Here is a 14,549-nt window from a genome sequence, read left to right on the forward strand (position 1 = left end):
TCACCGGACGCCGCGGCTTGCATACAGCGCTACCAGGTCCGTGATGGGGTCCCAGCCCGAGACCCCCCGGGAGCCACTCGCGCGACGTGTCCAGCGTTCGGTCAACCTGGGCGTCCGTCGCGGCCGTGGCACGCTGGCGGCAGAGTCCGTGGGCGACTCACCAGGGACGTCTTGCGCGGGGTCCGCCGGCTGGTGCAGTGCACTGCCTTGCCGGGGCTGGAGCTCGGCGTCGAGGAGCAGACCAGGAGCTTTCGGCTCGCGTGGCACGCTCGAAGTTCCCTGACGCGGCTGCGCCAGCGCTGGTCGGTGACTGGGGTCGCCGTAGATCCTGAGCAGGTCGTCATAGATCGGGTTGAGCGATGGCGTTGCTGTCGGCTGTGTCGGGGCGGTGGGCTGCGTCTCCAGCGCCACCAGTGCCTGGGTCAGCTCCGCCACGCGTACGTCGGGAGGGTTCGCGGCCGAGATGTGGATGGTTGCCGACTCGCGATCCACAGTGGTCACGTTGTCGGTGTGTACTGCGTACCCCAGCTGTGCCGCTTCGTTGACCAGCTCAACCCAGTGCGCGACGGTCTGGTCGAGTTTCGTGTCATCGCTGTCTCCGCTGGTGGTTGGACGAGAAGTGTCGCGCGCGAGGGGATCCGCGGCTTCCTGTGGAGTCGGCTGGACGTCGGACGCGGCTGGCTGGTCCGCCGCGGCGGACCGCGGTGGGGCGAGTTCAGCGCTCGGCTCGTCCTTGGCAGCGACGTCGGTGCCGGGTGGCACGGCACCGCGACCGTTGCTCGATGGCGGGGCCGCGGCCTCCGGCGGGGAGGCAGGAGACGCGGAGACGCCGATGACGTCGACGACCTCTTCACCGAGTCTGTCGACCCAGTATTCCCAGGGGTCAGGTTTCCCGTTGTCGTGCGGCAGGTAATCACCGTCCTCGGCTGTCCCCTCAGGGGTGTTCTCCTCATCGGGGTCATCGCCGGGCGGGTGCTCATCGTCCACCGCCTCGGGCACGGCGTTGGCGGTGCGATCGGGTGCGCCGGTCGACACGTCACCAGGTGCTGCTGGAGGATCGAGTGTGTCGAGCGAGGGTGCTGAGCCGGGATCCACCGGGGCGAGCGGGAGCTCATCGCCCGTCGTAGAGGCGAACTCCTCTGAATCAGCGAGCGCTGCTCGCCAGTCGTCGTAGTCATCATCGGCGCCCAGGTGTTCAGGCGGCGCGGTGCTGGCCACGTGCTCGCCGAGTGCGTCGTCTGCGGGCGTACGCAGCTCGGCGTCGTCGTGCACGACGACGCCGGAAGCCTGCTCTGCTTGCTCGAGTGGGGGCGGGTTGTCGTGATGAGGCTTGGTTTGGTCGGGCACGACAACGGCCGGCGTAATCGCCGTTGGGTCCTGCAACGACCGTGGTAGTGGCAGGAGCTCCCGCTGCGGTTGTTCTCCGGACGGTTCGAGACGCGTGCCGGTTGCTTCAGGAGTCTGGCCGGGTGGAGAGAGCAGTGCCGTGAGCTGCTCGACGAGCATGGTCGTGGCCGTCTGGGTGTCGACGGTGAACGGAACGGTGATCACCTTCAGCACTGGGTCGTAGCGCGGGACCGACGCCGAGCTGGCCTTGACGACCGACAATCCGTGCTGCTGTGCCAGCGCTTCGAGTTCCTTCCAGGACATATCCGCACGCAGGTTCGCAGGAGCGTTCACCGCCGTACTTGCCTGTTCAGGCACGTCAGTCATGGTCGCGAGTTCGGACGGGGTGCCTTGGCTTCCTGCCGGTGCTTTCGCCTGGTCTGTCTGCCCGTCGGCTGCGGTGGGCTGCCGCAGGTCTGTCGGTGTCTCAACGGCCTCGACCGGGTCCGCCGACTCACCGGTGGACGTGTGGATCTCAGTGATGCCGCTGAACGAACGCAATGAGCCTGGTGGCGTGACACGGAGTACCCGTGACTGGTCATCGCGCTCGATCCTCCAGAGCGCCTTCCGGGTGGGACCCGGCCCCAGCACCACACCATCGAGGCTGACGTGGCTGCTCACCGCGGAGCGCGCGGTCAGCCGCACCGCGTGTTCCGCGTCGGTGTGCATATCAAGAATGAGGTCGCCGACACGGAGTTCGCGCCATGGCACTTCGTGTGTCGCCGGATCGGGAAGAAGCGCGCGCAGCTCGCGGACCGCGTCGATTGTCGGTCCGTAGATCCGAGCATCACGATCGCCGGTGACGTCGAACAACGACGTTGACGCGCCTCGCGCATCCGCCGCTACCGGCCGCGTCGAGCCGAGCACGTTCAGCGCGTTGCTGACCACCTCCCGTTGGCACTGGCGAATGATCCGCTCCAGGTTGTGCTCGATCTGATCCCGCAACTCCGCCTCACCGAGAGCCCGATACCCGACCTCCGCTTCTCGCAGCAAGGTCAGGACTTGGGCGCTGTCGAGGATCAGCTCTCGCAGGGGATCGGACAGCCCCGCTGCGACCCAGCTGCCGAAGTTTTCGTTGGTCAAAATCCCATCGCGATGCGGGGGGCCACCAGTCGTGTGGATCGTCACGCTGCGGGCGGTCCACTCGAACCACAAGGCTTCATCGGCAAAAAGGCTCTGTACGCCAGCGCCCCACCACTCCGGGTGATACACCTGCCCGGAGGCGACGGCACGAACCATGCTGGCGAACTCCCACCCGGCCATTTTCAGGACGACCGCCGCGACATCACCGTTGATCAGCGGGTTGCCCTTAGGGCGAGGCTTCGGCGCGGAATCGTCGAGGCCGAGCTTGGGTTCCATCTTGCTGAGCTCGGTCGAGGCCGCGGACAGCGCGAACTCCGCCTCGCCAAAACCGACGCCGTGCGTCAGGACGATCGGCGGAAGCTGGGTGCCCTCGGCGTCGATGCGGTCCAGCTTCCACCACCACGGTCCGCGCGCTTTCTGCCCAGTCGCCGGCGGGGCATCGCGGCCGATGACGAGCCGAAATCGTCCTGGTTCCACACGAATGAACCCTTCCAGGGCCGAGCCCAGGTGCTCATCGGCGCCGCCGCGGACATGCGCGAGCTCTCGCCCGTCATGCAGCCTGAGAACCATGCCCGGGTAGGGAGGGTTGCCGAGGTCCGGCACCGCGGGCACAGCGTCGTCCGCCGCAGCGTCGGGAGCAGCACTGATTGGGGGTGCGTCGGCCGGGCTCGCGGCGACGGGTTCAGGGTCCGGGTCGGGTGCGGGTGCGGGTGCGGGTGCGGGTGACGCTGGACGGCCCGGTGTGGTCTCGGCGGCCTTCGTGCCGGGGGACGCCTTCCCGGTTGCAGGCTCTGCGACGGCAACCACAGCCGGTGCAGGAGGAGCCGTCGTAGGGGTGCCGTGTGCCTGGTCTTGTTCCAGGCCGAACATCGACATCTGGTCGCCACTCGCGCTGGCCATCCGCTGCTTCTCGCGGCCGGGGATGACGAAGTCGCCGTGCACGGCCATGCGATCGCTCAGCGCGTTCAGGCTTTCTACGACGTCGCCGGCCGGGACACCGCGCAGGATCGCACCGAGCAGATCCGCCTGCTGTGATCGATGTGTGAGCTCGTCCGCGACTGCGGCGAGCATTTCCGCCACGGCGACGCCGCGGCCGTAGGAGATCTCGGCGCGTGCCCGCTGATCGGGGTTCATCTGCTGGTCATGAGCGACGCCGTAGATCGCATCCCGGATTACGCCTGCGACGACCCGTCCGAGCAGGTCCTCTCCCCCGTCCTCCAGCGCGCTCCACAGCGCGCGCAACGCCGCGGACGTGTCGGGTAGCTCCAGCAGCGCCGCCCGGACCAGGTCGGGATCGGCATCGGCGAACAGCTGACGTGCCGCTTTGCGAGCCGCAGAGGCTGCGTCATCGGCTGCGGGCAGCACCGCGGGGAGCGCCTCTGTCTCGATCGGGAACGGGAGGTCCAAGCCGGCACTCTGGGCGGTGGCGTGGGAGAACTGGAGCAGATGCTCGCCGACATCGGTCAGGCGCACATCGCGCAATGCTTGCCCGGTGTCGCCGGCGAGGCCGCCACGCCTGCGGATCTCCCAGCCCATCGCGAACAGTGTAAACACAAGCGGGCCAGGGTTGGCCGGCGAAGCCGTGGGGTGGGCGGCGAGCTGCGCATGGCCGTGGACTGCGTCGAACGTGTCGCGCAGGATCGCCACCGCCCGCGGGTCGACGACCTGTCCGAGGTTGGCGGGCAGCCGCCTGACAAGGCGCTCGCCGGGGCGCAGCCCGTCATCACCGTCGCGCTTGACCGTGTCCCGCAGTCCCGCCGACTGCAGGGCGTCCAGAACGGCGGTTGCGTGCGCGTGAGCCAGCGGCCACGGCTGTGCAACAGTTCGCTCCAGACGACCGGCGACGAACCGCAGCTGGTCGGACAAGCCACGGTCTTGCGGGTACCGGCCCAACGGCGCGGGATCACCGAAACGTTGCGCTGCCGCCGTGTCAATCGCGTCCGCCAGTTGCCGCATGCGGCCTGCCGTGTGCAGTGGCGTGCGGTCGTTGCCCGCTACCTTGCGCACCGTCGCGGCCGTTCCGAAAGCGCGCCCGGCTCGTAGCAGGCGTTCAGTCACGCCGAGCGCCAACCGAGTCGGCGCATTCCCGGGCGCGGGCGGGAGTTCGCTTGCCCACACTGAGAGACGGTTCCGCAGTGTGCGGGGGTCAGCCACGTCGCCGGAAGCCACGCTGAACGGGAGCTCTCCGAGCAGGTCCACAACCGATGGCACGACGGCGGGCGCCGGCCCGAACAGTTGCTCGGCGGGAACACCGGCGTAGCTGGAAACCAGCTCGTCAAACCGTCGTTCAACCTGCTGTGCCTCGTCGACGAACCGTTGGGACAGCTCCCACGCCGCGTCCTCCTGCGGCCTAGTGGCCAAGCGCAGCGTCACCCAGCTCTCCTCCCGCCGGACCTGGTGGTGCACGCGATACAAGCCGCCGGCCTCTCGGTAGGCGCCGATGTTGACCTCGTCGGTCAACACGCTGCGTACCCGTGTCGGCTCCTGTGCCTCCGTCTGCTCCGGTGTCCGCGTTCCGGTCGGCGCGGCGGGCTTTTGCTGCGCGGCGGGCGACAAGACGGTTGCGGCAAGCTGCGCTCGCTCTGTCGGCACTTCGGCGTTCCCGGCCCGCAACTCGAAAACGAGATCCGTCAGACCAAAGCCGTTGATATGACTCAACGCACGGCTGTTGATGAGCAGTACCTGCTGGTCATGAAGCGGCCGCAGTGGTGCTTTCGCGTGCTGGGCGGTAGGCCGGAAGTGCCGCACCGTGTAACCGTGTGTCTCGATCTCGCGTACGAGGGCGACGAACCACGAACGCGTCGTGCGTTCGAACCCGTCCTGGCCCGCGACGAAGACCTGGCCGGTACCCGGTTCTTGCCGCAGGAGCCTTCGGACGCCCCGGTCACCTTGCGCACCCCGTGCGCGCGCCTTGAGCAGCTCGTCGATCTTCGAGGCGGTCACAGTGGTGATGTCCTGCGCGAGCGCGGCATCGGCACCGTGATCCATGACGGAGCCCGCGGGCAGTTCGCGCAGCAGATGCGAGTCGTCCGGGCGACCATCGCTGAACAACGCTCCCTGCCCCGCACCACCGATCGCGTCAACCGGGTCTCCTTGGGGCACCGGCCCAACAGCGGAAGCATCGGCGACAAGACCGCCCTGCTGGGCAGGTACCTGCCCGTCGCGACGAGCCTCGTCCGCGGGCTGGTTCGCGGCGGCCCGTGCTGGCGCGGGTTGCCGTGCAGCGTCGGGTTCCCGGGCGACCTGGGCGCGCAGGCCCGCGAGAGCACCGGTGAGCTGGTCAGCGATACCGGACAGAGGGATCTTGGCGTTGACCAGCACCACTCGACGATCCGCATCGACCGTGCGCTGGATGTAAGGAGGCTCGGTGATCGTCCGGAAGAGCCGCACGGTGTAGCCGTGCTCGGCGATCTCCCGAGTCAGCGCGCGGACCCACTCGGCGGCCACGCGCTGCCGATCTGGCTCGCGGCCGGTGTAGCGGCGGCCGGGGTCGGCCGGGTCCGTTGCAAGGAAGTCGTGCATCGGCTTCCAGCTGTGCGGGTCGAGATCGACGCCGAGCGCATGCAGCGCCAGCAACTGATCCACCTGGGAGGCAGACACCGACGACCGGTCGCCCAGCAACGCCTCGGCGTCCGGGTCGAGGTACGCCCCTTCAGGCAGCACCGCGAGGAGCGCCTCGTCACCCGGCTTCGGGTCAGCTTCAGCTAAGTCGATGCCGAGCCCGAGACGGATCGTTCGCGCGACGGCCCCCAGATCACCCCTGTTGACGGCGTCAAGGATCTCGGGGCGCTGCATGATCTCGTCGTAGGTGCTCTCGGTGAACACCGGTTCCGAAGCATCAGCTTGTTCCGGTTCCCCAGAACCTGGGTTCGTGGCGATGTCGAGCAGCGCTCCGTCATCGGCTCCGGAAACGGCTCGCGCGCCTGCCGGCGTTGACGCGGATGGCCGGTTCGCAGCCGAGTCGGTGGTTCCCGCGTCGAGCGCTGGTTCCGGCGCTGCACCAGCCAGCTCTGCAGGCGCCGTGCGCGCCCGCACCTGAGCGAGCGCGCCGGCCAGGACGGGGATGCGGTCGACGACCCGCGCCCTAGCGCTCACCAGTACCAGTTGTCGATCGTGATGCACGTCGGCTCGTGGTGTTCCAGCGTGTTCCGCAGCCCGACCCGCCCGGCCACGGCTTTCGCTCGCTGCAGGTGGTGTGTCCGCAGCGAGGTAGTGCCGCACGGCGTAGCCGTGGGCCTCGATCTCACGCGCTACAGCGATGTACCACGCGCGCTGCACTTCAGTGAGCGCAGGATGCATTCCGTAGTAGGGCTGGGCGGGATTCTTCAAGTCCGACTTCAGCAGAGTGTCCAAGGGAACCCAGGTGTCTGGTTCGCCTTTGACTCCCCGAGCGTGCAGCTCCAACAGGTGATCGAGTTGAGCGGTGCTCACCGATGTGGGACCGCCGAGTTGCACGTCCGTCATCACATCGAGCCGGGCACCGGCCGGCAAGAGCGACATCAGGTCTGAGTCCGGATCGCCGGTCAGCCCCGTCAGCTGGGCCCGCAGATTTGTGAGCGCTTTCGCCATGTCTGCCATCAAGTTGATCACTGGGTACGTGCTGTTGACCAGCACGACCCGGAGCTCGTCGAGCACCTGCACCGTGACCGGTGATGGAGTCGTCGCTGGTACGAAGTGCCGCACTGTGTAGCCGGTGGCCGCGATGTCGCGCGCCAGCGCTGCTCGCCACGCCCACGTCACGCGCTCGTATTCCGGTTGTTCTGGCCGGTACTTCCGGTGTGGTTCAACGGGATCGGTAGCCAAAAGGTCCCACAACACAGTTGCGGACCCGCTCACTTCGACCTGGTGACGCATCCGCACGAGCTGGTCGATGTGCGTAGCGGTCACAGGGGTCGGTGCCGCGAGCATCGCATCAGTGGCCGGATCCATCCGGGACCCCGTGGGCAGCGCGGCTAGTAGCTTGTGATCAGGCGCGGCGACCTCATCGGGCAACGATGCGGCCGGACCGCCCGTCTCGGCGGCCGCGTGGAGCGGCTCTTCGGACCGCTTCACGCGCGGCTCGGCGAGTGGAGCGCCCGGTAGGGTGATGGTCGTTGCCGCAGGCGTTCGCAGGGCGGCGAGTGCTCTCAGTAGGTCCCAGAAATGGCTGTTGACGGGAAGCCTGCTGTTGATCAGCACCACTCGACTCGGGTGCAGCACGTGGACCCCAGGCGCGCTGATACCCAGCGCGGGCTCGAAGTGTCGCACCGTGTATCCGTGAGTGGATAGGTCCCGGGCGAGCGCCACCAGCCATTCCCGTGTGATCGGCTCTTCGCCGCGCGAGACCGTCAGCGGCTTGGTCGGATTCGCCGGGTCCCGCCGGTAGAGATCGTAGATTTCCCGGAACTCAATCTGCCCGGTCTCGACCTGATTCCACCTCTGGAGCAGGTCGTTGACCTGGTCAGGTGTGATGGAGGTGCGCAGCGTCAGGGCGGCATCCGCGCGACGGTTCATCCGGGTGTCCGCGGGCAGGGCCGCCAGCAGGTCCGCGTCTGGATCGAGTACGTCGAACAAGCTGTCTGCGGCTTCTGCGGGCTCGGGATGCCCGTCCGCCAGTGAGGGCGTCACCGCCATGTCGTTGCTGGGCGTGTGGTCAAGGCGGGCGGAGGCCTTCAGTGCGATGTCCGGCGGGCCCGATGCGGCGTGCTTGAGGATGCTCACCCAGGCGGTGGTGAGGCTGAACGCGTGGGTGATGGTGTGGATTCTTGCGTTGATCAGGATTGTCCGCAGGTCGTGACGGATCACGTACTGGGGGTCTTGCCGTCGCGCGGGCGTGAAGTGCCGGATGGTGTACCCGTGGGACTCGATCACCCGTGCGAGTGCGACGTACCAGGGCGCGAGCTGCTCGCCGGACCCTGGCCTGGCATAGGTCGTGGTAACCGTCTGCTCTTGCTCGACGACGCCGGCGGGGTCGCTGTCGAGGTGGCGTCTCATCGGTAGCCAGGTGATCGGCTGGCCCATCACACCTTCGGCGTGCAGTTCGAGCAGCCGTTGCAACTGGGCGGGTGATGCCGTGGCGTCGGACTCAGCGAGGTGTCGATCGGCCCGCGGGTCCAGTGCCGCCCGGCTGGGCAGGGCTGCCAGCAGGTCGGCGTCAGGAATCTCGGCGCGCGAGAACAGGACGTCCGCGTCCTGTTCGCCGGACTCCGACGGCACGGTGCTCGGTGCCGAGCCGAGGACAGGTGCGAGTTCGTCACCGGCGGCAGGGCGCGGCAGCTCCTCGATCTTGGCCTCGTCAGGTTGGGACAGCCGCGACCGGGCTGCAGGATCCGTCAGCGGAACTGTGCCGTCGACCGGGAGGTCGTGGTGCGCGTGGGTCGCGCCATTCTCGTGAGGCAGGTCGCGTTCGATGGTCACCCTCATGCGGGCGCGGGGTTGCGGTGTCACTTCCACCACGACGCCGCGGACCGTCCGAGTGGGCTCGATACCGGTGCGTTCGAACTCGGTAAAGTCCGGGTCGGGTTCGGTCAGCTCCGCGTGGTGACCGATGCTGTTGATCGGCAGGGAGGGGTCTTCGCCAGCCAGCCGCTCCAGTGCGGCCCGCGCTCGCTCGACGTCGAACGGCCCCGATGTCGCGCGTCCCACTGCCGCCGTGACGGCGCGCCGGTACACCTGTTCATCGAGCTCGGGAAGCGTGCGCAGTACGTCGTCGAGATAGATGCCTTGCCAGCTGGTCTTTCCGGACAGCACCGTCGTGACCATCGCCTTGATCTTCTCGTCTGTGCCGCGCTCGCCCAGGACATGCGCCACGACATGCTCTCGTGTACGCAAATTCAGCACCGGCATCGGCACTGCGTGCACCACAGGCTCACTCGTGCCGGCGAAGTACCAGGTGTCATCGACAGCATCGGCGTGCCGCTGCACAAGCGTGGTGTCCTCGACGCGAGCCATGAAGACGGCCTCTTCGGCTGTCACGGACGGTTCGACCAGCCACTGACCGGGGGCAGGAGCCCGGCGTGCCACTCCCGAGAGGCCGCATTGCTCCACCAGCGTGCGGATCTCCTGCGCGGACGGGAAGTCGGCCTCCCACCAGTCCGCTGAGTCGAACGGTCCGAATCGGATCGACACGTAGGGCATCACCTGACCGTCGTGAGCGATGCCGAGCGCGAGCGATGCGTCGAGCCGCCGCCAGTGCTCGGTCGTGACGCCCGCCAGCTCGGCCAGCTGGTCCTCCATCAGTGTCCAGTGCTGATCACGCAGCATGCCGCGGATGTCGCTGATGCCCTCGACGAAGCGGACCTCGTCGTCGTATTGATCCTCGTCCAGTGCGTCCCCATCGCGGAGCTGCACCACCTCAGGCGCGCTGGGGATGTTGTCGACTGCGGGTAATTCGTCGGCGCCACGATCGTGTTCCGGGGCCACATCGTCGCCGCGAGTTTGCGCGGCTTCCGGTCGGCCACTTGTCTGTACAGCGGGTGCTGGGGCTGACGCAGGCGTGGGCGCCTTTTGCTCTGCGGTGGCCGCCGCGATCGTCTGCAGCGCCGGTCGGGAGATGTCCGCTTCGGACTGTTGGGGGCCGCCGTGCTGGAGGATCCACGACAATGACCCGAGATCGAGCCGCTTCTTGCCGCGGGTGACCGCGACGTAGCCGAGCCGCAGTGCTTCGTCGTCTGGCATCACCCACTTTTCGGCCTTGTCGTCCCACTCCGGGCCGCGGAAATCGTCGGCGATCAGGACCTGGTCCCACTCGCGGCCCTTGGCCTTGTGCGCGGTGCTCACGATCAGGTCGGGCTTGATGTCCTCTGCGGTCTCGTTCTCGTCGGCCAGCGCCTTGGCCATGTCGATCACGGTGTCGGGGCTGTACTTGTCGATGAGTCGTACGAGGGTCAGCAGCGACTGGGCCTCCTCGTGTTCTTCGGCGTAGTCCTGCACTGCCTGCCAGTCCGGGAAGTGCCGCAGGTCCTCGTGCCAGTTCCGTTGCCCCCGTTTGAGGAGGATCGCCGCCTTGGCGATGTCCTCGATGGCTTTGCCGCCGCCGACGAGCGCGACTCGTTTGCTGTTGTCCATCGCGTCCAGCACGGCCGCGACGGCGCCCGCGTTGGTGCGACACAGGATCGCGTCTGGTTCCTCAACCGGTCCGAGCACGGTGGAGATTGCCGGTGTGCCTTCCAGCCGTAGGTCGGCCTTGAGCAGCTGCAGAAACCGATTGCCGACGTTCTCCACCGCCGTGCCGAACCGCCACGACTGCGTGAGCGAGAGCCGTACCTCCGCGGGCCAGCGGGTCAGGTAGTCCTTGGCGCCACGGAAGCCGTAGATGGACTGGTTACGGTCTCCGACGACCACAACTTGCGCCGACTGAGCCTGCACGACCATCGCCTGGACCTCGTTGCAGTCCTGAGCCTCGTCGAAGAAGATGACGTCCGCGGGTAGGCGTGGATTGCTCAACGCCCAGACCTTTTGGTAGTCGTCGTGCACCAGGTTGAGCAGTCCGCCGTCCACACTGGACTTGTCCGTCCAGATCCGCTGCGCAAGCGCCAGCACCACCTCGTCAACCGAGTTCAGCCCCTCAGGCGGTGATTCGTGCCCCAGGTGCTTCACGCCCAAGTCGACATCCGCGCTCTGCCGGTAGCGTTCGACCACGCGCAGCGCCAGGCGGACCAGTTGCTCCGCTTCGATCCACTCCTCGTCATGGCCAGAGCGCCAATCCAGGTCGGTGACGCCGAGGGTTTCCGCGATCTTGCCGGGGAACCCGTCGTTCTTGGCGATCGAGGACAGCCGGGCGCCATAGGGAGTGTTGATCAGCGCTGCCCGCGCGAAGCCGTGCATCGTGTTGATCGTGACGTTGCTCTGGAACTTTTCCTCGGCCTCGCTCGCGATCGCCCTGTTGAACGCGACGTACATGATCTGCTTGTCCGCGGCCATGGCGGCCAGCATCAGCAGGGTCGTCGTTTTTCCCGTTCCTGCCAGTGCCTCGACCGCGATGTCCGCGCCGGTGGCGAAGGCATCCCGGATCGCTTGCTGCTGCGGGGTGGGCGGGAACGCCAGCACCTCCTCACGCTTGTTGGCCTGCACCTCGCGTTTGCGCGCCTTCGCCTCGGGTTGGTGCGCCTTCGCCTCGCGGTTCGCGACGAGCTCGGCCAGGTCGAGCGCCGCGATCTCTGCCAGCACGTCCTCCACGGCTTGGGCGGCATCGGCCAGGCTCGTGCCTCCCGAGCGCGGAACCTTGTAGCGCCACACGTTGCCGCCGTCGCGCCGGCGGAACACAAACTTGTGCTGGAAGTTGTTGAGCACATCGCGAAGGCGCTGTTCGCGGTCGGCGCCCGTCGTACCGCTCACGACAACGGCGCCGCGGCCGATACTGACCTGGATTCGACGTGTCCAGTGGTTGCTGGGCAGGGACACGCTGTCCTCGGCCGGGGGCGTGGCGACCGGCGAGTGCTCCGCGTCCGGATCGGGCTGCTCGCCCGCGGTGTCGGCGTGCCCACCGTCGGCAAGAGGCGTGCCGGTCGGTGTTGCGGCAGCTGACGGAGGGCTCCCAGGCCCGGTGTGCGGTGTGTGGGTATCGCCGGTCTGGGTGATGCGGGCGGCCGCGATCCGCTCCGCCAGTTCCACGGGGTCGACGCCCAGCTTCGACGCGGCGCGCGCTCCGTGCACCGCCACCGGCCCTGGTTCGTCGACGCGGTTGCCCGGCAGCAGCGTGAACAGGTCGACCACCAGGTCGACGATGGTGGGATCGTCCCTCCATGCCGAATCTGGCCAGCTGTCGAGCATCGTGCCGAGCACGGCGTCGCCCAGCGCACCGATTTCCAGCGGGTGCACTTCACCCGCACGGCGTGTGCTCGCGCTGATGTGGCGCATGGGCAGCGTGGCGATGAGGGTGGCGGTTTCGCGGACTGCGCCGAGGTGGCCTTCTACCTCGGTCAGCTTGTCGGCCCACCGTGCGACGATCTCGTCGACGAGCACGTCCTGCGCGGGACGGCTGTGCGGTGGCCGCAGATAGGCCGTGACCTGTTCCTCAGGTGTGGCGCGCCCCGCGAACACGGCCGGGTCCATCCCGTCGGGCAGGGTCGTGATTGCCAACTCCGGATAGACGCGCACAGCGTCCCTCGCGGTCGCGAGAGCGGCTTTGTGGCCAGCGTTGTCCGGGTCGAGGGCGAGCACACGGCGCCGGTCGAGCGGAACGGCCGTGTCCAGCGCGGCAAAGTGCTCCGTGGTCAGCGCGGTTCCGCAGGTGCCCACGGGCATCAGCGGCCGGTCGTCACCTGTTCGCGCGAGGATCGCCGCGACGTCGAAGGGCCCCTCGACGGCAACCGGGACCGCCGTGCTCGCCAGGTCGCGTTGCTCGTAGAGCCCGAACAGCAAGGTGCGCTTGGTGAACAGCTGCGTTTCGGGGGTGTTGAGATATTTCGCCCCGTCGTTTCCGGGCATGGCACGGCCGATGAAGCCCGCGACACGGCCCTGCGGGTCCCGGATTCCGAACATGATCCGGTTGTAGAAGAAGTCCAGCAGGGCACCGCTCTTGATCCGGGCGACACCGGCATCGACCAGATCCTGATCGTCGAACCCCTTGGACCGAAGATGCGTCACGAGACCACGCCACCCGGCCGGCGCGAAGCCGATCAGCAGGCCGGCCCCGCGAGCCCGCTCCACACCCTCGGGCGATCCGAGCCGATCCGGCTTGACGAGGTAGTCGTTGGCTGGCACGGAGTTGTGCAGTTGCTCATCGAACCAGCGCGCCGCTTCCTCGTTGATCCGGGCGTAGGTGTCGACCTGCTGTGTCCGGGTGGTTAGGGCGAGCTCGGCCTGCGGCCGTGCCGTGGTCGCCAGGCCCTGCTCGTCAGCGGCGTCCTCGAGGATGGGAGCAGCGGCGGGCTCCGGCAGTATGTGACGGGCCCGTGCCTTCGCGACCGCGCGCCGCGCACGTTGCCACAGGTCGTAGCGACCTGGGTCGGCGAGCTCGGCCTGATCGAGCAGGTCCAGCGCGGTGTCGAAGTCGCGATTGGCGTTCGCGATCGAGGCCTTGCTGTAGTGACTGTCCGCTGCGCGTTCTGCTTCGGCCTTTTCGGTGTCGCGGCGTTGCTGGATCGCGGCGTGGTTGGGCAGTCCTCGGGTCACTTCGGGGTGTTGGCGGACCCACTCGGTGATCCACTCCCATTCCTGCCAGCTGCCGTTGAGGTGGTCCTCAGCGGTCAGATAACGGCCGACATCGGTATCGAGCTTGTGATAGCCGGAGGCATGCTCACGGATCTCGCGCAGCACAAGGGCTTCTCGTTCCGGCGTGAGCGTCAGCGGCCCGGCGAGGTTCTCGGCCTCGCGCATCGCGTTCTCGGCCGCCCCGGCGTCGTGGACCTGCTCCCGCGCCTCGCGGACTAGTGCCTCGATCTCGAAGCCGTGCGGTGAGGTCGCCAGCATGTGCGGAGCCAGTTGCGCCAGCCTGCGCGGCCAGTCCCGCACCGTGGTGTCCGCGGTGAAATATGACGCGTTGAGGACAAGTCGGTGCGCGGCGAGATGCTCAGCTGCGGAGTTGTGGAGTCGTCGTCCGGCACCGTCGAAGATCTCGTCGGTGCCAGGGTCATACGACAGCACCGGAGGATTCGCAACCGCGGGCTCGTGGACGGTGACGAACACCGCCTCGCCCACGCGCACGACGGTCGCGTGCAGCCCGTACTCGGCTGCCAGGGCGCGCCAGGCGCGCACGGTCACCGGCACCCGCGGCGTCGTGTCGAGCCGCCCAGAATCGGGCGCGTCGTTGCCAGGATCACGCGTGCCGGGAACACCCGTGCTCTGCAGATGCGAGGGCAGATCCAGGACGAATGGCAGCGTTGCCCGCGCGGGCCGCACATGCGGGTGCGCATGCTCACCGGTCAGCAGGGCGACGTCGACGGGCTCCGCGGCGATGCGCCGCGACAACCACAGGACACGGTCACGTGCCGGCAGTGTCGCGGCGAGCCTCCACTGCTGGCCTTGTGCCACGATGGCGTCAGGACCGGTGTTGTCGAGCAGTAGCCCGTCGTTGTCGGCGAGTGCGATCAGGTCGCGGCGGGTAGCCACCTCGACTAGGTGCCGCCATCGATTCTCCAGGTGCTGCGGGTCGCTTGTGG

General features: G+C 67.9%; 1 protein-coding gene (cut by a window edge). It reads right to left on the reverse strand.

Annotation, left to right across the window (positions count from 1 at the left end):
* Positions 1 to 14,549, reverse strand: the 3' portion of a protein-coding gene (locus ACZ7CF_RS34460) for a UvrD-helicase domain-containing protein (protein WP_470371689.1). Its footprint extends 14,215 nt past the window's final position; the window shows 14,549 of its 28,764 coding nt (coding positions 14,216-28,764); its start codon lies off the right edge, out of view; the stop codon is at positions 1 to 3.

The organism is Lentzea sp. NPDC036955 (assembly GCF_055608005.1).